The sequence below is a fragment of the Pseudomonas sp. 6D_7.1_Bac1 genome, from assembly GCF_025465945.1.
Taxonomy (GTDB): domain Bacteria; phylum Pseudomonadota; class Gammaproteobacteria; order Pseudomonadales; family Pseudomonadaceae; genus Aquipseudomonas.
The window spans coordinates 1-20701 of record NZ_JANLNW010000022.1; the positions used below are offsets into that span (position 1 = coordinate 1).

General features: G+C 60.8%; 15 protein-coding genes and 1 pseudogene. 15 read left to right on the top strand and 1 reads right to left on the bottom strand.

Annotated features, from left to right (window positions below; genetic code table 11):
• Nucleotides 1–75: 75 nt before the first annotated feature.
• The 15 genes and pseudogenes from NTD87_RS06590 to ureC all read left to right on the top strand — a co-directional run bounded on the left by NTD87_RS06590 (nucleotide 76) and on the right by ureC (nucleotide 15221).
• Nucleotides 76–1458: a PepSY-associated TM helix domain-containing protein gene (locus NTD87_RS06590; protein WP_262112726.1), complete on the top strand. Its 1383-nt coding sequence runs from the start codon at nucleotides 76–78 to the stop codon at nucleotides 1456–1458.
• A 229-nt stretch (nucleotides 1459–1687) separates the two neighbouring features.
• Nucleotides 1688–2470: pseudogene (locus tag NTD87_RS06595) on the top strand (ABC transporter ATP-binding protein); the annotation flags it as partial.
• A 1-nt stretch (nucleotide 2471) separates the two neighbouring features.
• Nucleotides 2472–3431: an ABC transporter substrate-binding protein gene (locus NTD87_RS06600; protein WP_262112727.1), complete on the top strand. Its 960-nt coding sequence runs from the start codon at nucleotides 2472–2474 to the stop codon at nucleotides 3429–3431.
• Nucleotides 3428–4438, top strand: coding sequence for a FecCD family ABC transporter permease (locus NTD87_RS06605; protein WP_262112728.1), 1011 nt, complete (start codon nucleotides 3428–3430; stop codon nucleotides 4436–4438). The genes NTD87_RS06600 and NTD87_RS06605 overlap by 4 nt, the downstream gene beginning before the upstream one ends.
• 335 nt (nucleotides 4439–4773) lie before the next feature.
• On the top strand, nucleotides 4774–6039 hold the full coding sequence (gene urtA / locus NTD87_RS06610; RefSeq protein WP_262112729.1) for an urea ABC transporter substrate-binding protein: 1266 nt from the start codon (nucleotides 4774–4776) through the stop codon (nucleotides 6037–6039).
• Between the two features lie 163 nt (nucleotides 6040–6202).
• Nucleotides 6203–7705 carry an urea ABC transporter permease subunit UrtB gene (gene urtB, locus NTD87_RS06615; RefSeq protein ID WP_262112730.1) on the top strand — a complete coding sequence of 501 codons (1503 nt, stop codon included), beginning with the start codon at nucleotides 6203–6205 and terminating at the stop codon, nucleotides 7703–7705.
• Nucleotides 7705–8784, top strand: coding sequence for an urea ABC transporter permease subunit UrtC (gene urtC / locus NTD87_RS06620; protein ID WP_262112731.1), 1080 nt, complete (start codon nucleotides 7705–7707; stop codon nucleotides 8782–8784). The genes urtB and urtC overlap by 1 nt, the downstream gene beginning before the upstream one ends.
• Nucleotides 8781–9641 carry an urea ABC transporter ATP-binding protein UrtD gene (urtD, locus tag NTD87_RS06625; protein ID WP_262112732.1) on the top strand — a complete coding sequence of 287 codons (861 nt, stop codon included), beginning with the start codon at nucleotides 8781–8783 and terminating at the stop codon, nucleotides 9639–9641. The genes urtC and urtD overlap by 4 nt, the downstream gene beginning before the upstream one ends.
• A gap of 130 nt (nucleotides 9642–9771) precedes the next feature.
• Nucleotides 9772–10470 (top strand): urea ABC transporter ATP-binding subunit UrtE, encoded by a 699-nt coding sequence (urtE, locus tag NTD87_RS06630; RefSeq protein ID WP_262112733.1) that lies wholly within the window; start codon nucleotides 9772–9774, stop codon nucleotides 10468–10470.
• Nucleotides 10471–10720: 250 nt separating this feature from the next.
• Complete coding sequence (locus NTD87_RS06635; protein WP_410017474.1) at nucleotides 10721–11548, top strand: urease accessory protein UreD; 828 nt, start codon at nucleotides 10721–10723, stop codon at nucleotides 11546–11548.
• Nucleotides 11549–11705: 157 nt separating this feature from the next.
• On the top strand, nucleotides 11706–12008 hold the full coding sequence (gene ureA / locus NTD87_RS06640) for an urease subunit gamma (protein WP_262112735.1): 303 nt from the start codon (nucleotides 11706–11708) through the stop codon (nucleotides 12006–12008).
• A gap of 9 nt (nucleotides 12009–12017) precedes the next feature.
• A complete protein-coding gene (locus NTD87_RS06645; protein WP_262112748.1) occupies nucleotides 12018–12551 on the top strand; it encodes a GNAT family N-acetyltransferase in 534 nt (177 codons plus the stop codon).
• Between the two features lie 6 nt (nucleotides 12552–12557).
• Nucleotides 12558–13091, top strand: coding sequence for a GNAT family N-acetyltransferase (locus NTD87_RS06650; RefSeq protein WP_262112749.1), 534 nt, complete (start codon nucleotides 12558–12560; stop codon nucleotides 13089–13091).
• Nucleotides 13088–13393 carry an urease subunit beta gene (locus NTD87_RS06655; protein ID WP_262112751.1) on the top strand — a complete coding sequence of 102 codons (306 nt, stop codon included), beginning with the start codon at nucleotides 13088–13090 and terminating at the stop codon, nucleotides 13391–13393. The genes NTD87_RS06650 and NTD87_RS06655 overlap by 4 nt, the downstream gene beginning before the upstream one ends.
• Before the next feature lie 127 nt (nucleotides 13394–13520).
• Complete coding sequence (ureC, locus tag NTD87_RS06660) at nucleotides 13521–15221, top strand: urease subunit alpha (RefSeq protein WP_262112753.1); 1701 nt, start codon at nucleotides 13521–13523, stop codon at nucleotides 15219–15221.
• A 63-nt stretch (nucleotides 15222–15284) separates the two neighbouring features.
• Here the strand turns inward: ureC and NTD87_RS06665 are convergent, their stop codons facing one another.
• Nucleotides 15285–20420, bottom strand: a complete 5136-nt coding sequence (locus tag NTD87_RS06665; protein ID WP_262112754.1) for an NEL-type E3 ubiquitin ligase domain-containing protein — start codon at nucleotides 20418–20420, stop codon at nucleotides 15285–15287.
• Nucleotides 20421–20701: the final 281 nt, after the last annotated feature.

Below are 20701 nucleotides of genomic sequence, written 5' to 3' on the forward strand. Positions count from 1 at the left end.
GCGAGCCTGCTCGCGATCGGTTGCGCAGCGACCGCAAACAAACAACAAAGATCCACGCCAAGCGGAACGCACCTGATGAAACAACCCAAACCGAATTTCTACAACCTGGCCTGGCGCTGGCATTTTTATGCCGGGCTGTTCGTTGCGCCATTCATGGTGATGCTGGCCCTGACCGGCATCGTTTACCTGTTCAAACCGCAACTCGACCCGCTGATGTATGGCAGCCTGCTCAATGTGCCGGCCGGTCATCACACAGTCAGTGCCGACGAGTTGCTGCAGCGTGTCAAAGAGGCTTATCCACAGGGCCGGATCAAGCAGTACCTGCCACCGGTCAATGCCGAGCGCAGTGCGCAGTTTGTCGTTCAAAACGCGGGCAGCGAGTTCAACGTCTTCATCGACCCGTATCACGCCGATGTGCTCGGCGAACAGGATGCGAAGAACAACCTGCAAGCCATCGCCCGAGCGCTTCACGGCGAGTTGATGATCGGCACCGTCGGGGATCGATTGGTCGAGTTGGCTGCCGGATGGGGCATCGTCTTGGTGGTTTCCGGGGTATTCCTGTGGTGGCCACGCGGGAGAACCGGTGCGGGGATCTTGTGGCCGCGATTCAGCCGTCGCGGACGTGTGCTCTGGCGTGACCTGCACGCCGTGACCGGGTTCTGGGGCGCGGCGTTTCTGCTGGTGATGCTGCTCAGCGGTATGACCTGGACCGGCTTCTGGGGCAAGCAATACGCCGAAGTCTGGAACCGCTTCCCGGCGGCCATGTGGGACAACGTGCCCACGTCCGATCAAGAGGCCCGCAGCCTCAACACCGCTACCCGCCAGACCGTGCCCTGGGCCATGGAAAATACGCCGATGCCGATGTCCGGCGAGCACGCCGAACACATGGCCCACAACGGCGGCAGTACCGCCCCGGCCGCGCCGACCATCAGCCTGCAAGACGTGCAGGACATTGCCGCTCAACGCCAGGTCGAGCCCGGTTACAGCATCACCTTCCCGACCACCGCCAGCGGCGTATTCACCATCGCCGTGTTCGCCGATGACCCGCGCAACGACGCCACCCTGCATGTCGACCAGTACAGCGGCGAAGTCCTCGCCGACGTGCGCTGGCAGCAATACGGCAATGTCGCCCGTGCCACAGAAATGGGCGTGATGCTGCACGAGGGCAAGCTGTTCGGGCCGCTCAATCAGATTGTCGTGTTGCTGATTTGCCTGATGATCCTGCTCAGCGCCGTGAGCGGCGTGGTGATCTGGTGGAAGCGCCGCCCGCAGGGCAAGCTCGGTGTTCCGCCGTTGCGCCATGACCTGCCGACCTGGAAAACCGGGGTGGTGATCATCCTCGCATTGGCGGTGATATTCCCGTTGGTGGGTGCTTCGCTGATCGTGGTGTGGCTGCTGGACCGAGTGCTGCTGTCGCGTTTGAACCGCCAGCCTGAATCGGCCTCATCTTCATCCTGAATACAGCGAGATGCGTGCGGTGTCCGGCACTGTAGAATGCCCGGCCACCGCGTGATTGCGGCTCTCGGGTTGTTGTGGCGAGGGAGCTTGCTCCCGCCGGGGCGCGTAGCGGCCCTGAAATCAACGAGCCGGCTCAGTCAGAAAGACCGCGAGTGATGGTTTTTACGGTTGCTGCGCAACCGAGCGGGAGCAAGCTCCCTCGCCACAGGGAACGATCTTAAGGAATTGAATGACCTCGCTGAACCTCACCCACCTTGCCTGGACACCGCTGGGCCATGGCCACTGTCATCACCAGTTCCAGCTGCGTGACGCCAGCCTGCACGTGGCGGCCGGGGAGTTTGTCGGCTTGATCGGGCCTAACGGCAGCGGCAAGACCAGCCTGCTGCGTTGCGCCTACCGCTTCAGCAAACCGGAATCCGGCGAGGTTCATCTTGCCCATCACAACGTCTGGAAGCAGTCGTCGCGCTGGTGCGCACAACGCATTGCCGTGGTGTTGCAGGAGTTTCCCGATGCCTTCGGCCTGACGGTCGAAGAGGTGGTCGCCATGGGTCGCACCCCGCACAAAGGCCTGTTCGATGGCGATACCCTGGAAGACCGGCGCATCGCCGGGCAGGCACTGGAGTCGGTGGGCCTCAAAGGCTTCGAAGATCACGCTTTTGCGACGCTGTCGGGCGGCGAAAAACAACGCGTTATTCTCGCCCGCGCCCTGACGCAACAGCCCCAATTGCTGATCCTCGATGAGCCGACCAACCACCTTGATCCACGCTATCAGCTCGAACTGCTGCAACTGGTCAAGCGCTTGCAGATCGGCACCCTGGCGAGCATCCACGACCTCAACCTGGCCGCTGCATTCTGCGATCGGCTGTACGTGATCAACCACGGACGCATCGTTGCCAGCGGCACGCCAAAAGAAGTGCTGACCACCACGCTGCTGCGTGAGGTGTTCGGCGTCGAAGCGCTGATCGATGAACACCCGCTGTCCGGCTACCCCCGAATTACCTGGATAACCCAACATGACCTTGCGCACCCTGCTCCGCTCCAGCCTGTCCATCGCCCTGCTGCTGGGCAGCGCCCAGGCGCTCGCCGAAGCGACCCGTTACCCGTTGACGATTCAGAGCTGCAACCGTGAAGTGACGTTCAAGGAGGCGCCAAAACACGCCCTCAGTCACGACATCAACATGACCCAGATGATGCTCGCCCTCGGCCTCAAACCCCGGATGGTCGGCTACAGCGGCATCAGTGGCTGGAAAGCCGTGACGCCCCAGATGCAGAGCATTCTCGACGGTCTGCCGGAACTGGCGGCCAAGTACCCGTCGGTGGAAACCCTGCTCAACGCCAACGTCGACTTCTTCTTCGCCGGCTGGGATTACGGCATGCGCATTGGCGGCGACCTGACTCCGCAAACCCTCGGGCCACTGGGGATCAACGTCTATGAACTGAGCGAGTCCTGCGCCTTCGTGATGAAGCGCCCGGCGGCCAGCCTCGATGACACCTACAACGACCTGCGCAACCTCGGCAAGATCTTCGACGTGCAGGATCGCGCCAACCGGTTGATCAGCGACATGCAGGCGCAAGTGGCCGAAGTTCGCAAAGACTTGCCAACGGAAAAACCGCGCGTGTTCCTCTACGACAGCGGCGAAGACCGGGCCATGACCTCGGGCCGTCTGGGTATGCCGCAAGCACTGATCGATGCCGCCGGCGGGCGCAATATTCTCGACGATGTCGAGGCGAGCTGGACCCGGGTCAACTGGGAGAACGTCGTCGAGCGCAACCCGCAGGTGATCGTGATCGTCGACTACGGCGAAGTCAGCGCCGAGCAAAAGGAGCAATTTTTGCTCAACAACAAAGCCCTGCAATCGGTGGACGCGATCAAGAACCAGCGCTTCATCGTCATCCCTTACGTGCAAGCCACGCCAGGGATCGACAACGTGCTGGCGGTTGAAACCCTGGCCAAGGGTTTCCACGGCGAATGATCAATCGTCGCTATGCCTTGTTGCTGATTGCCCTCGGCGCGCTGTTGCTGGTGTCTTGTGTGGTATCGCTGGGCTTTGGCTCGGCACGGGTGCCGGTGGACGTGGTCTGGCAGATTCTGCTGCACAAGGCATTCGGTGCTGGCGAAGTGAACTGGAGCGCCGGACAGGAACATATCGTCTGGCTGATCCGCGTACCGCGCATGTTGCTCGGTGCGTTGGTGGGCGCCGGGCTGGCATTGATCGGTGCGGTGCTGCAAGCGGTGACACGCAATCCACTGGCTGACCCGCATTTGCTCGGGGTCACTTCCGGCGCGACGCTGGGCGCGGTGATCGTGGTGCTGCATGTGGGCGAGATTGTCGGCCTGCTGACCTTGCCGATCGCAGCATTCATCGGCGCCTTGCTGAGCATGCTGATCGTGCTGATGATCGCCAACCGCAATGGCCGACTGGACAGTGATCGCCTGCTGCTGTGCGGAGTGGCAGTGTCCTTCGTGATGATGGCGATCGCTAACCTGCTGCTGTTTCTCGGCGATCACCGCGCCAGTTCTGCAGTGATGTTCTGGATGCTCGGCGGCCTCGGGCTGGCGCGTTGGGAATTGCTGGCAGTGCCGGCCGCCAGCGTGCTGCTCGGGTTGGTGTTGCTGCTGGGCATGGCCCGGCCACTGAACGCCTTGATGGCCGGCGAGCAGACCGCTGTGACCCTCGGTCTGAACGCCCGCACCGTGCGCTTGCGGGTGTTCTTGATTGCTTCGTTGATGACCGGAGTATTGGTCTCCATCAGCGGGTCCATCGGTTTTGTCGGACTGATGGTGCCGCACATTGCCCGGCGTCTGGTGGGTGCGGAACACCGCAGATTGCTGCCGGTGTGCGTGTTGCTCGGCAGTGTTTTCCTCGTTTGGGTCGACGTAGCAGCACGAACCTTGATTGCACCGGAAGATCTGCCGATAGGTGTGGCCACCGCAGCCATCGGTGGCCTGTTCTTCATCGGCCTGATGCGCAGGCGCTGAGCCAGCACCGAACCTGTGGGAGCGAGCCTGCTCGCGATGGCGACGGCACCTCCAACATCACCGCGGCTGACACACCGCTATCGTCGGAACGCCGCCCGGAGCAGGCTCGCTCCCACATTGAGTCAGTGTTGTCTGTCAGTTCCGCGCCCTAATGTGGCGCACCTCCCCGCACCAACGCGCCAGACACGTCCCTTCATGGTGCGCCACCTTCCGACGCAACCGCTCTAACACGACATTTCCTTGCCTTTCCCCGACCGGGCACAGCCCTTGCTAAAGACCCTTCAGTCGTCCGCATCTGCCAACCAGAAAAATTAAACGTTCATGGAGATCGCACAATGAAGCGTCGCAGCTTGATCAAGGCTTTCACACTATCGGCAAGCATTGCCGCGATGGGCATGACCTGGAGTCTCCAGGCCGCCGAGACCATCAAGGTCGGGATCCTGCATTCGTTGTCAGGGACCATGGCGATCTCCGAAACCTCGCTCAAAGACATGGCGCTGATGACCATCGACGAGATCAATGCCAAGGGTGGGGTCAACGGCAAGATGTTGGAACCTGTGGTGGTCGACCCGGCGTCGAACTGGCCGCTGTTTGCGGAAAAGGGCCGGCAGTTGCTGACCCAGGACAAGGTCGCGGTGGTGTTCGGCTGCTGGACCTCGGTGTCGCGTAAATCGGTACTGCCGGTGTTCGAGGAACTCAACGGCCTGCTGTTCTACCCGGTGCAATACGAAGGCGAAGAGATGTCGCCGAACGTCTTCTACACCGGCGCCGCGCCGAACCAGCAAGCGATCCCGGCGGTGGAATACCTGATGAGCGAAGAAGGTGGCAGCGCCAAGCGCTACTTCCTGCTCGGTACCGACTACGTCTACCCACGCACCACCAACAAGATCCTGCGCTCGTTCCTGCACTCCAAAGGCGTGACCGACAAGGACATCGAAGAGGTCTACACGCCGTTCGGTCACAGCGACTATCAAACCATCGTTGCCAACATCAAAAAGTTCTCGGCTGGCGGCAAGACTGCAGTCATTTCCACCGTCAACGGCGACTCCAATGTGCCGTTCTATAAAGAACTGGCCAACCAGGGTCTGAAAGCCACCGACGTTCCGGTCGTGGCCTTCTCGGTCGGTGAAGAAGAACTGCGCGGTATCGACACCAAACCACTGGTGGGCAATCTCGCCGCGTGGAACTACTTCGAATCGGTGGATAACCCGGTGAATCAGAAGTTCGTCGCAGACTGGAAAGCCTACGCCAAGAAACACAACCTGCCGGGCGCGGATAAAGCCGTGACCAACGACCCGATGGAAGCCACCTACGTTGGTATCCACATGTGGGCGCAGGCAGCAGAAAAGGCCAAATCCACCGATGTCGACAAAGTCCGCGAAGCCCTGGCCGGCCAGACTTTCGCCGCGCCGTCGGGCTTCACGCTGACCATGGACAAGACCAACCACCACCTGCACAAACCGGTGATGATCGGCGAGATCCAGGCCGACGGTCAGTTCAACGTGGTGTGGCAGACCGAAGGGCCGATCCGCGCCGAGCCATGGAGCCCGTTCATCGCGGGTAACGACAAGAAGCCGGATTATGCGGTGAAGAGCAACTAAGCCACTGGATGCCGGGCCCGAGCACGGAGCTCAGGGCTGGCATAACTCCTGTGGGAGCGAGCCTGCTCGCGATAGCGGACTGACATTCAGCATCAATGTCGACTGTCATGCCCTCATCGCGAGCAGGCTCGCTCCCACATTTAGTCCGCGTAAGGCCAATGACATGCCCACTGCCCTTTACCGTCTGTTTCTCGCCCTGGCGCTGCTGTTGCCGATGGCCGCCCATGCCGGGGACGCCGAAGACTTCGTCGCCGCCAATCCGGTGCAGCAAGCCAAGCTATTGGAAACCTGGGCCGCGCAGCCCGTACCTGCACGCATCGAACTGATCAACGCCCTGCAACAGGGAACGCTGACCGTCGACGGAGAAACCAAAACCCTGCGCCTGAACAACCGCCTGCGGGGTCTGATCGACACCGCACTGGCCAGTCATCAACTGCTCGCCGCTGACAGCAAACTGCGTTTGAACGCCGCGCAACAACTGCAAAAAAGTGCCAAACCTGCGCAGCTTGCATTCCTCGACCAGCAACTCGCCAACGAAAAAAATGAAGCGGTTCACGCAGCCTTGAGCCTGGCGCTGGCCAACCTGCAACTGGTGGACAGTAACCCGAGCGTGCGCCTGGCGGCCGTGCGCTTGCTCGGTGAAACCGGCGACCCACTGGCCCGCACCCGTCTCGAAGGCCTGCTCCAACCCGGTGTCGAAACCGACGCCGCGGTGCACACGGCGGCCGAAACCAGCCTGGCCCAGGTCAAACGCAAACTGCTGGTCGGCGAACTGCTCGGCCAGGCCTTCAGCGGCATGTCCCTGGGTTCGATCCTGCTGTTGGCGGCCCTCGGTCTGGCGATCACCTTCGGCCTGCTCGGGGTGATCAACATGGCCCATGGCGAGATGCTGATGCTCGGTGCCTACTCCACGTATGTGGTGCAGTTGCTGTTCCAGCGCTTCCTGCCGCAGGCCATCGAGTTCTACCCGCTGGTGGCGTTGCCAGTGGCGTTTTTTGTCACCGCCGGCATCGGCATGGCGCTGGAGCGCACGGTAATTCGCCACCTCTACGGGCGGCCACTGGAAACCCTGCTGGCCACCTGGGGCATCAGCCTGATGCTGATTCAACTGGTCCGGTTGCTGTTCGGTGCACAGAACGTCGAAGTGGCGAACCCGGCCTGGCTCTCGGGCGGGATTCAGGTACTGCCCAATCTGGTGCTGCCGTACAACCGCATCGTGATCATCGCGTTCGCACTGTTTGTGGTGGTGCTGACCTGGTTGCTGCTGAACAAGACCCGCCTCGGCTTGAACGTGCGTGCGGTCACCCAGAACCGCAACATGGCCGCCTGCTGCGGCGTACCCACCGGGCGCGTCGACATGCTCGCCTTTGGGCTCGGTTCGGGTATCGCCGGGCTTGGCGGCGTGGCCCTGAGTCAGGTCGGCAACGTCGGCCCGGATCTGGGCCAGAGCTACATCATCGACTCGTTCCTGGTGGTGGTGCTCGGCGGCGTTGGCCAACTGGCCGGCAGCGTGCTCGCCGCGTTCGGCCTGGGGATCGCCAACAAGATTCTTGAACCACAAATCGGCGCCGTGCTCGGCAAGATCCTGATCCTCGCGCTGATCATTCTGTTCATTCAGAAACGCCCGCAAGGACTCTTCGCACTCAAAGGACGGGTGATCGACTGATGAACCAGCCCCTGATGCTCACGGCCACGCAAAAGGCCGGTCCAAAAATCACGATCGCAGTGGGCGCGGTGATTCTCGCGCTGCTGCTGGCGCTGCCACTACTGTCGCTGTTGTCGCCGGACAATGCGCTACACGTTTCCGCCTATACGCTGACGCTGGTCGGCAAGATCCTTTGCTACGCCATCGTCGCCCTTGCGCTGGACCTGGTCTGGGGTTACGCCGGGTTGTTGTCCCTGGGTCATGGCCTGTTCTTCGCCCTCGGTGGCTATGCCATGGGCATGTACCTGATGCGCCAGGCTTCGGGAGATGGTTTACCGGCGTTCATGACCTTCCTCTCATGGACCGAACTGCCGTGGTACTGGACCGGCACCAGCAGCTTTATCTGGGCCATGTGCCTGGTGGTGCTGGCGCCGGGTTTGCTGGCACTGGTGTTCGGCTTCTTCGCCTTCCGCTCGCGGATCAAGGGCGTGTACTTCTCGATCATGACCCAGGCCCTGACGTTCGCCGGGATGCTGCTGTTTTTCCGCAACGAGACCGGGTTTGGCGGTAACAACGGCTTCACCAATTTCCGCACGATTCTGGGCTTCGGCATCACAGAACCGGGCACTCGCGCGGTGCTGTTCGTCGCCACCGTGCTGTTGCTGGTCGCCAGCCTGTTCATCGGCTGGCGCCTGGCGCAAAGCAAGTTCGGTCGGGTATTGACCGCCCTGCGCGACGCGGAAAACCGGCTGATGTTCTGCGGCTACGACCCACGCGGTTTCAAGCTGTTTGTCTGGGTCTTGAGTGCGGTGTTGTGCGGGCTCGCCGGTGCGCTCTACGTGCCGCAAGTGGGGATCATCAACCCCAGCGAAATGTCGCCGACCAACTCCATCGAAGCCGCCGTGTGGGTCGCGCTCGGCGGGCGCGGCACCTTGATCGGGCCGCTGCTCGGCGCGGGCGTGGTCAATGGCATGAAGAGCTGGTTCACCGTGGCCTTTCCCGAATACTGGCTGTTCTTCCTCGGCGCACTGTTCATCGTCGTGACCCTATACCTGCCTAAAGGCGTGATCGGTTTGCTGAAGAAAAGGGGCGAGCAATGAGAATTACCCCTACCGCTGAATTCATGCTCGAGCCGATTCTTGAGCCAAATAAAGACCAGGGCAGCAGCCGCGATGCCATCGGTCTGGGGCAACGTGTCGAGAAAGGCCTGAACACCCGCCACGGCACCATCCTCACGCTTGAAGACATCAGCGTCAGCTTCGATGGTTTCAAGGCACTCAATGCGCTGAACCTGTACATCGGCGTTGGCGAACTGCGCTGCATCATCGGCCCCAACGGTGCTGGCAAAACCACATTGATGGACGTGATCACCGGCAAGACCCGGCCCAGCCACGGCAAGGCCTGGTTCGGTGAAACCCTGGACCTTGCTTCGATGAGTGAAGTGCAGATCGCCCAGGCCGGGATCGGCCGCAAGTTCCAGAAACCGACGGTGTTCGAGGCCTTGAGCGTGTTTGAAAACCTCGAACTGGCGCAAAAAACCGACAAGTCGGTGTGGGCCAGTCTGCGGGCGAAATTGAACGGCGAACAGAAAGACCGTATCAGCGAAGTGCTGGAGACCATTCGCCTGACCGGCTCGCTCAATCTCCCGGCTGGCCTTCTGTCGCACGGGCAGAAGCAGTTTCTGGAAATCGGCATGTTGCTGATGCAGGACCCGCAATTGCTGCTGCTCGATGAACCGGTGGCGGGCATGACCGACGCTGAAACCGAATTCACCGCCGAGCTGTTCAAAAGCCTGGCCGGCCAGCATTCGCTGATGGTGGTGGAGCACGACATGGGCTTTGTCGGCTCGATTGCCGACCACGTCACGGTGTTGCACCAGGGCAGCGTGCTGGCCGAAGGGTCGCTTGCGCAGGTGCAGGATAACGAGCGGGTGATCGAGGTGTATCTCGGTCGCTAGAGCTGCAAACACATCCCCCTGTGGGAGCGAGCCTGCTCGCGAAGACGGCGTCACATCCAACATCGATGTGGCTGATACATCGCATTCGCGAGCAGGCTCGCTCCCACAGGGAATTAAGGAGAATTCAGGAATGCTGCAAGTCGACAAACTGCACCAGTACTACGGCGGTAGCCACATCCTGCGGGGCCTGAGTTTTGAGGTGAAGGTCGGTGAAGTCACCTGCCTGCTCGGGCGCAACGGCGTCGGCAAAACCACCTTGCTCAAATGCCTGATGGGCCTGTTGCCGACCAAAGAAGGGACGGTGAACTGGGAAGGTAAAGCCATCACCGGGTTCAAGCCGCATCAACGGGTTCACACCGGCATCGCTTACGTGCCGCAGGGCCGGGAGATTTTCGGGCGGTTGACGGTGGAGGAAAATCTGCTGATGGGCCTGTCCCGCTTCCCGGGCTCCGAGGCCAGGGAAGTCCCGGCATTCATCTACGAGCTGTTCCCGGTGTTGCTGCAAATGAAGCAACGGCGCGGTGGCGATCTGTCGGGCGGCCAGCAACAACAGTTGGCCATTGGCCGAGCGCTGGCCAGTCGACCACGCTTGCTGATCCTCGATGAGCCTACCGAAGGCATTCAGCCGTCGGTGATCAAGGAGATTGGCGCAGTAATCAAAAAACTCGCAGCCCGTGGTGACATGGCGATCCTGCTGGTCGAGCAGTTCTACGATTTCGCCGCCGAGCTGGCCGATCAATACCTGGTGATGTCCCGGGGTGAGATCGTCCAGCAAGGTCGCGGAGAAAATATGGAAGCAGGGGGTGTGCGCGGGCTGGTTACGATCTAGGCTCTGTACGAAAACTGCCTGCGCGTCGACCAGACTGCGTTAAAAACAGGCTCGGACGAACGGAGTGAGAACGTCCGAAGGACGGCCCGAAGGGGCTGCGCAGCGGATAATGCTCATTTAGGACCCTAAACTCCGCTTCCTCGCCTGTTTTTGCCTTGCCTGATCGCCGCTCGGCGAGTTTTCGTACAGACCCTAGTCTGAAGCGTCCTGACGATAATTAGAATTTATGACTGCCCCTGCCCCTATTTCAATCACTGCAGCACTGTTCACCCCTAGCTGGCATGCCGAGCTGGAACTCGGCTACGCCCGATTCGGCGACAGCACCCGCCCGGTCCAGCGCCGCCACAAAGGTCCGCTGCGGGTGCAAAAGCACCTGTACGCCGAAGGCCCCGAGGTGTGCCAGCACATCATCGTCCACCCGCCCGGCGGCATTGCCGGTGGTGATCGGCTGGACATCAGCGCCCGTGTCGGTGCCGACGCCTGGGCGCAGTTGACCAGCCCCGGAGCCGCCAAGTGGTATCGCGCCGCCGCGCCGGCCTATCAGCAGCTTGAGTTGAATGTCGCGGCCGGCGCCACGCTGGAGTGGCTGCCACAAGAAACCATCGTTTTCAGCGCCGCCCAGGCTCAACTCAGTACCTCCATCGACCTTGAAGGCGATGCTCGACTGTTCTATTGGGACGTCGTGGCGCTGGGGCGCCCGGCCAGCGGCGAACGCTTCGAGCACGGGCACTTTCAGTCACAACTGGACATCCGCCGCGACGGCCAGTTGCTCTGGCACGAACGCCAGCGCATTGTCGGGGAGGACGGTTTGCTTGATTCACCGATTGGCCTGGACGGTCAGCCGGTGTTTGCAACGTTGCTGGTGACGGGTGAAGTCGACAGCGAACTGCTGGAGGCCTGCCGCTCGTTACCCAATGACGTACGCGGGGACCTGACTCAGTTGCCGGGTCTGCTGGTGGCTCGATGCCTGGCCAGTGAAGCGTTGCTGGCGCGAGGCTGGTTGATTGATTTGTGGAAACTGCTGCGCCCGGTGCTACTCGGCCGCGAAGCCGTACCACCCAGAATCTGGAGCACCTGAATGATGCTTTTCCCTGTGGGAGCGAGCCTGCTCGCGATAGCGGTGTATCAGTCACCAATGATGTCGGATGTGACGGCCTCATCGCGAGCAGGCTCGCTCCCACAAGGGATCTGCGCAAGCAACCCGATAACTTTCAATCTGCCCTGATGGACTCCAAATGGACCTGACCCCACGCGAAAAAGACAAGCTGCTGATCTTCACCGCCGGCCTCGTGGCCGAGCGGCGTTTGGCGCGCGGTGTGAAACTCAACTACCCGGAAGCCATGGCCTACATCAGCGCGGCGCTACTCGAAGGCGCGCGTGACGGCCAGACGGTGGCCGAACTGATGCACTACGGCACCACCCTGCTGAGCCGCGAACACGTGATGGAAGGCATCCCGGAAATGATTCCGGAGATCCAGGTCGAGGCGACCTTTCCCGACGGCACCAAACTGGTCACCGTCCACCAACCCATCGTCTGAGGCCGCACCATGATTTATCACATCCGTGATGCGCTGCACGCCGACCTGCCGGCGATCCGCGACATCTACAACGACGCGGTCCTTAATACGACGGCGATCTGGAACGAACAGGCCGTGGACCTCGGTAACCGCCAGGCCTGGTTCAGCGCTCGACAAGCCCAGAGCTATCCTGTTCTGGTGATCGTCGACGCCGACAACTGCGTGCTCGGCTACGCCTCGTTTGGCGACTGGCGGCCGTTCGACGGTTTCCGCCACACCGTCGAACACTCGGTGTACGTGCGCAGCGATCAACGCGGTAATGGCCTCGGCCCACAGCTGATGGACGCGCTGATCGAGCGCGCCAGGGGCTGCAACAAACACGTGATGGTCGCTGCCATCGAAAGCGCTAACGCCGCCTCGATTCGCCTGCACGAACGGGTCGGTTTCACCACCACCGGGCACATGCCGCAAGTGGGTACCAAGTTCGGTCGCTGGCTCGACCTGACCTTCATGCAGCTGATCCTCAATCCGGGCGCGGAGCCGCCTGTCGCCAACAAGGAGTGATACACCATGAACACTGCCCAACTGCGACGTGTGAACACCGAAAGCTTTGCGCACTACCGTCTGGGGTTGATTGATTTGCTGTTTGACACGGTGCAACACGGCGCCTCGATCAGCTTCATGGCCGACCTCGATGACGCCCAGGCCCGCGCCTACATCAACAGTGTCCAGGCCGGCCTTGAGGACGGCAGGCTGTTGCTATGGGTAGTGGTTCAGGATGAAAAGGTCCTGGCCAGCGTACAACTGGGCCTGTGCCAGGAAGCCAACGGTCGCAATCGTGCCGAAGTAAAAAAACTGCAGGTGCTGCACAGGGCGCGGCGACGCGGCCTTGCTCAGCAACTGATGGAGGCGCTGGAACTTACCGCGCGCCAGTACAAACGTGGTCTGCTGTACCTCGACACCGAAGCCGGGTCGCCAGCCGAAGCGTTCTATCAGTCCCTGGGCTACACCCGTCTCGGTGAGCTGCCCAACTACTGCCAAAGCCCGGACGGCCGTTACACCCCGACCGCCATTTACTTCAAGACTCTGGGACAACCCGAATGATTCCTGGCGAATATCAGATCAAGCCCGGCGACATCGAGCTCAACGCCGGCCGCCGCACCCTGAGCCTGACCGTGGCCAACAGCGGCGACCGGCCGATTCAGGTGGGCTCGCATTACCACTTTTTCGAAACCAACGACGCCCTGACCTTCGACCGTGCCGCCAGCCGTGGCATGCGCCTGAACATCCCGGCCGGCACCGCCGTGCGCTTCGAACCGGGGCAGAGGCGCGAGGTCGAGCTGGTGGACCTGGCCGGGCATCGCCGGGTGTTCGGGTTTGCCGGCAGGATCATGGGCGACCTGTAAGTAATGCACTGTCTGGACTGCCCTCATCGCGAGCAGGCTCGCTCCCACAGGGAGAATGCGATCACCTGTGGGAGCGAGCCTGCTCGCGATAGCGATCTCACATCCAATTGAATCCCAAGGCATGCCCATGAAAATATCAAGACAAGCCTACGCCGACATGTTCGGCCCCACCGTTGGTGACAAGGTCCGTCTGGCCGACACCGAGCTGTGGATCGAGGTCGAAAGAGACTTCACCACCTACGGCGAAGAAGTGAAATTCGGCGGTGGCAAGGTGATCCGCGATGGCCAGGGCCAAAGCCAGTTGCTGGCGGCCGAGGTCGTTGACACGTTGATCACCAACGCACTGATCATCGACCATTGGGGCATCGTCAAAGCCGACGTTGGCCTCAAGGATGGGCGCATCGCTGCCATCGGCAAGGCTGGCAACCCGGACATCCAGCCGAACGTGACCATCGCGGTCGGCGCCAGCACCGAAGTGATTGCCGGCGAAGGCATGATCCTCACAGCGGGCGGCATCGACACGCACATTCACTTCATCTGCCCGCAGCAGATTGAAGAAGCACTGATGAGCGGCGTCACCACCATGATCGGCGGCGGCACGGGACCGGCGACCGGCACCAACGCCACCACCTGCACCTCCGGCCCGTGGCACCTGGCGCGCATGCTCCAGGCGGCCGACGCCTTCCCGATGAACATCGGCTTCACCGGCAAAGGCAACGCCAGCCTGCCGGAGCCGTTGATCGAGCAAGTCAAGGCCGGCGCCATCGGCCTCAAACTGCATGAAGACTGGGGCACCACGCCGGCGAGCATCGATAACTGCCTGAACGTGGCCGACCAGTTCGACGTGCAGGTGGCGATCCACACTGACACCCTCAACGAGTCCGGGTTCGTCGAAACCACCCTCGCCGCCTTCAAGGGCCGGACGATTCACACCTACCACACCGAAGGCGCCGGTGGCGGCCACGCACCGGACATTATCAAGGCCTGCGGTTTCGCCAACGTGCTGCCGAGTTCGACCAACCCGACCCGGCCGTTTACCCGCAACACCATCGACGAACACCTCGACATGCTGATGGTCTGCCACCACCTGGACCCGAGCATTGCCGAAGACGTGGCCTTCGCCGAAAGCCGCATTCGCCGCGAAACCATCGCCGCCGAAGACATCCTCCACGACCTCGGCGCGTTCTCGATGATCAGCTCTGACAGCCAGGCCATGGGCCGCGTCGGTGAGGTCATCACGCGCACCTGGCAGACCGCCGACAAGATGAAAAAACAGCGCGGTCCGCTGGCAGGTGACGGCGAAGGCAACGATAACTTCCGCGCCAAACGCTACATCGCCAAGTACACCATCAACCCGGCCATCACCCACGGCATCAGTCATGAGGTGGGCTCTATCGAAGTGGGTAAATGGGCCGATCTGGTGCTCTGGCGCCCGGCGTTTTTCGGCGTCAAACCGACGCTGATCCTCAAGGGCGGCGCGATTGCCGCCAGCCTGATGGGCGACGCCAACGCTTCGATCCCGACGCCGCAACCGGTGCACTACCGGCCGATGTTTGCCAGCTATGGCGGCTCGCTGCACGCCACCAGCCTGACCTTCATCAGCCAGGCGGCTCAGGAGGCTGGCCTCGCCGAAGCGCTGGGCCTGAAAAAGAAAATTGCTGTGGTCAAAGGTTGCCGCAACGTGCAGAAAACCGATCTGATCCACAACGACTACCTGCCGAACATCGACGTTGATCCGCAGACCTATCAGGTCAAGGCCGACGGTGTGTTGCTGTGGTGCGAACCGGCGGATGTGCTGCCGATGGCGCAGCGGTATTTTCTGTTCTGAGTCTGTTAGCCGCACAAAGAAAAAGGCCTCGATGCCAGAACGCATCGAGGCCTGAGTCGCGGCTTACATCGAGAAGTCCGGGTCAATCGTGAAGGGAATTTCAACCCGTTGCAGACCGGCTCGGTCAATCGCTCGCTGAGTCAGCGTGCTCATCAGTGCCTTCATCTGCTCATCAATCAGATTCAACGCTTGCACGTATTGATCATCGCTCATGCTGCGCCCATCAGCGAATTCGTCTGGCTGCTGGCCCAGCTCTTGCGCCAGCGTGCTTATCTCTGCCTCCAGCCGGGCCTTTTGCGCCGCGGGAAGCTCAGCGCCCTCAGCTCGTCGTTGCAAGGCGTCCTGTAATTCGGTGGTCGCGTCGATTCGCCGTTTGAAGGTGTTAAGGTCCTCTGTGTACGACGCCTCCAGCCAGTCTTTCCAGAACGACTGCTTGAGGATTTGCTTGCGTAACAGATCACCTTCCTCCAGCGCCATGACCCGCTCAAAGGCCGCGTCGATCATCTCTTTCGTCACCCCGGCGATCTTGCGGAACTGCATGCCCCGCGCTTGCCACGGCAAGTCCAGGCGCTCGGCCAGGTCCGTCATATACGCCAGGTGTACTTCGACCTCGTCGATGGTCCCGGTGACATTGCCCTCGGCGTCGAGGCGCCGGAACTGCTCACCCGCCGCCAACCGCGTGGCGACTCGCTGTCGGGCGATGGCCCCTAGCTCATCGAGACGGGACTTGCCTCTGGCCAGTTCAATCAAGTGCAACTCGACCAGATCCTTGCGAAGCAAACCATAAGCTTCATGGAGCAACACCTGCACCCCCATGGCATTGAACAGCTGCGTACCGCCATCCACGCATTCGGTGGGCGTTATGGCTTCGCTGAACAATTTTGCTCGCAACTCGCTGTTCTCGGCCATGGCCTCAAGCATGCGCCAGACCTTGGCGGTCAGGTCCAATCGATATGTGCCGCCGGCCTGGAAGTCGGCCGATTGGGTCAGCCGCCAGATCAAATTGAAGAACGCTTCGGAATGGAACTCATCCTCTACCACGTCCCAGACCTCCTGCCTGACCTGCCATTGCGGCTCCGACATGCCCTGCGCCCAATTGACACTGTCCAGCGTCCCCCGGGGTGGATACGGGCGCTCGGGGTCCATGCCCACTGACTCGATGTAGCGCCTGAGGGTGTTCAAACTATCGGCCGGCATCCACGTCGGCTCTCGGCTGATCCAGGTGCGTGCCAGCAGTTCAGCGCGAAATGAACCCGGAGCAACCTCCGGGATTGCAAAGATCGGATTGTTTCGCAGGTCGAGAAAAAAATTGCGTGGCCGCGGCTGGGAAAACAGCCCGACCGGCCAGCTTTCGATACCCGTTGCGCAAAGATCCAGCACCTGCAACCTCGGCATCCGGCTGATATCCGGAGCCAGCCGCAATGGATTTCCACGCAACCCCAGTGACCTGAGACCGGTGAGTGTCTTCAAGCGGGCCACCGCAACGTCATCCAATTGAATCTTGTTGAGGCTCAGCGACAAGTCGGTGAGAAATCGCATGTCGCTGAGCACTGCAGGGACACGCGTCAACAGATTTCCCTCCAGATTCAGTAAACGCACCCGGCGAAACGGTTCCAGAAAACGCTCCTGCCCCGGCAAGAGATCGGCGTTGCGCAGACTCAGTCGGGTGACATGATCGAAATTGGCCGCAAGCCTGGGCAGTGACGCCAGGTGTCGGTTCAACGGCAGGTTATCCAGAATCAGCGCCTGCGGCCGCAGCACACCCGGTACAGGAATCCCCTCTGGCCCGGTTCTCTGCCAGCACTGGCGCAGCACCTTGCACAGTTGCTCACGCGACTTCCACTCCAGCAGGCCTGCGGGGCTGAAACGATTAGAAACCGTCGGTGTGCTCTGCCAGTTGCGCAACGTCAGGTTCAACTGGTCGAACTCCGTCTCCAGTGCGCGGACGCGCAGTTCTGCCGTGCCTCCACCCTGACTGAACTCTGTGAGCAGCGTGTCGATCTGTTCTTCGCTCAATAAGCAATACAGCGACCCCAGGCGGCGACGCAACTGCGGCCAGTCCGACGTGTGCTGCACATACCCTTGCATGCCGCCACGCAGGCGCATGATCTGCGGATCGTATGCGGGTTTGCGGATGGGGTTTTCCAGCAAAATCGGCTTAAGCAGGTGATGGGCCAACGGCTGTGCCTGTACCGCCTTTTCCAGCCGTGTTGCGTCATGGATGCCAAACCCCAGCGCCGCACGTTGTGTGTCGGGCAAGGCATGCAGTACAGCGGCATACAGATTGTCCGCGCCATGCAGCTGCTGATCGAGGTCATCACGAGCCTGGTATTGCCCGCCCTCGCCGACAATCAGCACTTTGCGGATCGGCGCGTCGAGCGGCCCGATGCTGTCGTGTAACGTGCCTTCAAATGAATACTCACGAATCTCTATACGCACATCCACTGGCCAGCCCGCCAGAGTTTCCAGCGAGTGCAGTGCCAGCCGAGGGGTGTCGGCGTTATGGATGTCTTCGAGGTAAAGCCCTTCATAGGCGCGTGTCAGCCGCACCTGCTGTTCGGCCTCCTCGGCTCGTCGAGCCATGGTCAACGGCACGCGTTTTTTCTCGGTCATGTGTTGCAAATCCGCAGGCTCGGCAGGGTGCAGCAGCTCTTCGGCCATGCGGGTCGACAGCGCGGAATAGTCACGCTTGAGCAGATTCACCAACGGGTTCGCCGAGCGTTCACGAGCCGAGTACAACTTGTCGAATATCCACCGATTGCGTTTTTGCGCCTGCAGGGCCAATTGCGTTCGCAAGGCCTCGACACGCGCCCGTCGATCACCTGACATCCACTGGCCGATCACCTCGCGCAAATCCTGTTCATCAAGAAACTGCACGACACGCTCGGGCAGTATCCCTGCGACGAGTTGCTCCTGAGTCATCCTCAACGTGTGCGCGGGTGAAGCCTGCACATAGCCCTCCTTGATCGACGGCCCCGAGAAATCTGCTCGCTCAAAGACCTCAATAGCCTTGCCGTCGGGCCATCCCCGCAACTCGGTCATGAACCGGGGTAAAAAGCCGGCCCACTCTTCGCTGACCTGACCGGCGAGGATCCGCTCAGCGCACCCCTGGGCATCGGCATACGCCTTGAAACGCCTGACAGTATCGGCCAGTGCGGCGGGCGGCGTTCCATGCTCCACCTGCATCCTGCGTAGAACGCCCTCGTGCACACCGCTCACCGTATGGATCTGCATCAGCGTCTCATCGGAAAACCCATCCACCGATGGCCCGAGTCGCCGTAGAAGCCTGCGTGTCTCCCATTCCAGCGGACGATCAAGTTCGGTCTTCCAACTGCCGGCGCCGTTATGCTCCAACCGAGGTTGATAAGCCTGCGGTCGGCGAGGGTGCACGAGGCGATGCTCACCGGTGTTCGGGTCCTGAGTGACCCCATAGTGCTTGTCGTCAAGAAGCAACAGGGCGCGCCCTTCATGCTGGTAAACGCCGATGGCGTCGGCTTGTGCATCTGCCGGCAGAATGGTCGGTTGCTCATAAGGCCCAAGGTCCGGGCGCCAGAGTCGCTCCTTGCCGTTGACCTCCACCGGTTTGAGGCTATCGATCAACGGTGAACGCGTGAGCGGTGTCACCGCCCCCTTAGGCAACACATGCCCTGCCCCCATCAACGTCAGTTGCGCGAAGTTGAGCAGCACCCCGGTGAAATGGGCTGACGCCTGTTCTCTATCCCCCAGGCTCCAGTCTTCAATACCCTCCACCACCTCCGCCAGCATCTGCGCGACCATCACCCCCAGCATGGCTTCGCCCAATCCGGGCACCAGCATCGCCGCGAAGTTGAAGACGTTCCAGCCGATGTCCAGATAGCTGGTCAGGCGCTTGAAACGGGTGGTCGCGTCTTCATCGCCCGTCGGCACCGCAATGCGTCGGGCATCGGCGATGGCCTTGGCGAGTCGCTCACGGTACAGCGTGTTCCACAGATCACCCGCGATGATATTGGTGACCGGTTCGGCGTTCGGGTTCTCGATCGCCGTTTCCCGCCACCAGGGCCCCATGTCCAAGGGCTCGCGTTGCTGCCAGGTAAAGGTCTTGAGTCGCTCATTGACCCGCGCAAAAAAAACGCCCTTGTCTTTCTGAGCGACAAAACGACTGAAGAACGCCTGGTACTCGGTTGAGCGCAGCTGACTGATCAGCGCATTCATGAAATCGCTGAAGGAGTCGTATTCTTTGAGAGGGTGTTGCGGATCATCGGGAATATAAACAATCAACTTGCCGCTTAAACGGCTCTGTCGATAGATGTCGTCCTTGCGCAGCATCTGCTCGGTGACCGCTTGCGAGCCGTTTTCGAAAAATGCCTTGATCAACTGATACTGTTCATACACCTGTCCGGGCAAGAACGGTACGCGCTGCGAGAGGTCGAGCCAGGGTTTCAATGCTTCGGGGGTCAGCTCATCGACCGCGCGCTTGAGCGCTGTTGGATCAGCCAGCGCACTGAACAGCACAACACCCGTCAACCGGAACCCCATCAGCGACAATCGGTGACTGAGCAGCGGCCGGCCATAAAAATCGATGCCCTGCCTATCGTCACGTATGTGCAGCAGGCGACCATAACCATAACTCGTGATATCACCCTTGAGCAGTGCCGTCAGTGCCGCCACACTGAACGCCGCTTTTTCACTGGCCAGTGCCTGTCGCGCCAGCGTTTCACGGGCTGACCGCTCGGCTGGCGCCAGGACGGATTCGAGGTGACTCTGGTAGCGACTCCCGAGGTCCAGTTTGCGGCACAGGGCAGCGAACTCGCCAACCGTCACCCGTTCCTGACGCAGCCCACCTTGCGCATCCGTGGTGTACAGACCGGAGCCAGTGCGAAAGGCGTCTTCATGGGTTTCCGGCGCTTCGAAGTTATGCAAGGCGGCCTCCAGCAACGTGGAGTGCCGCAAGTGGCTGGCCCCTGTGTCGATGCCGAAGCTCAGGGGGGCGGGCACATAGAGGTGCAACCGGGTGGCGTGGACATCGAACTCACTACCGCACTCATCCTTAAGGGCTTGTTTGAGCAAGGGCTCGGCAAAGGCGTTGATGTCCTGTTGCAGGTTACCCAGTGTCTGATCCAGCGATCCTTGCAAACGCCAACGCTCGTCGATGAGTGCCTTGAGAAACTGACGGTCTGTTTCCCTGGCATTCAAATACCAGCTCGGCACAGAGGGTTGCATGGACGTCAGGGTTGCCAGCCGTGACGCGGGAGCCGTGCGAATAGCCGATGGGATGGCTTGGGTTATACGCTCGAAATGCGGCCCTTTATTAGGGGTGACTGGTCCATCAGCCTTTATATCTATTCCTTGATCATCCAACATAGTTCAACAGCCTTTAGAACAACAATAAGTTCTACCAGCCTAACCAATCACTTAGAAAATTAAAGAGCAAAAACTTGCTTATATATGCATTAAAAACCCAAACAAATATTCATTATCAAAGCGTTATAACTATATAAATA

What these genes read in the sequence shown, in the direction of transcription:
- urtE (WP_262112733.1), top strand. Translation starts at nt 9,772, where the DNA reads ATGCTGCAAGTCGACAAACTGCACCAGTACTACGGCGGTAGCCACATC.
- ureC (WP_262112753.1), top strand. Translation starts at nt 13,521, where the DNA reads ATGAAAATATCAAGACAAGCCTACGCCGACATGTTCGGCCCCACCGTT.
- urtC (WP_262112731.1), top strand. Translation starts at nt 7,705, where the DNA reads ATGAACCAGCCCCTGATGCTCACGGCCACGCAAAAGGCCGGTCCAAAA.
- NTD87_RS06645 (WP_262112748.1), top strand. Translation starts at nt 12,018, where the DNA reads ATGATTTATCACATCCGTGATGCGCTGCACGCCGACCTGCCGGCGATC.
- NTD87_RS06605 (WP_262112728.1), top strand. Translation starts at nt 3,428, where the DNA reads ATGATCAATCGTCGCTATGCCTTGTTGCTGATTGCCCTCGGCGCGCTG.
- NTD87_RS06590 (WP_262112726.1), top strand. Translation starts at nt 76, where the DNA reads ATGAAACAACCCAAACCGAATTTCTACAACCTGGCCTGGCGCTGGCAT.
- urtB (WP_262112730.1), top strand. Translation starts at nt 6,203, where the DNA reads ATGCCCACTGCCCTTTACCGTCTGTTTCTCGCCCTGGCGCTGCTGTTG.
- NTD87_RS06600 (WP_262112727.1), top strand. Translation starts at nt 2,472, where the DNA reads ATGACCTTGCGCACCCTGCTCCGCTCCAGCCTGTCCATCGCCCTGCTG.
- urtD (WP_262112732.1), top strand. Translation starts at nt 8,781, where the DNA reads ATGAGAATTACCCCTACCGCTGAATTCATGCTCGAGCCGATTCTTGAG.
- NTD87_RS06650 (WP_262112749.1), top strand. Translation starts at nt 12,558, where the DNA reads ATGAACACTGCCCAACTGCGACGTGTGAACACCGAAAGCTTTGCGCAC.
- ureA (WP_262112735.1), top strand. Translation starts at nt 11,706, where the DNA reads ATGGACCTGACCCCACGCGAAAAAGACAAGCTGCTGATCTTCACCGCC.
- NTD87_RS06655 (WP_262112751.1), top strand. Translation starts at nt 13,088, where the DNA reads ATGATTCCTGGCGAATATCAGATCAAGCCCGGCGACATCGAGCTCAAC.
- NTD87_RS06665 (WP_262112754.1), bottom strand. Translation starts at nt 20,420, where the DNA reads ATGCAACCCTCTGTGCCGAGCTGGTATTTGAATGCCAGGGAAACAGAC.
- urtA (WP_262112729.1), top strand. Translation starts at nt 4,774, where the DNA reads ATGAAGCGTCGCAGCTTGATCAAGGCTTTCACACTATCGGCAAGCATT.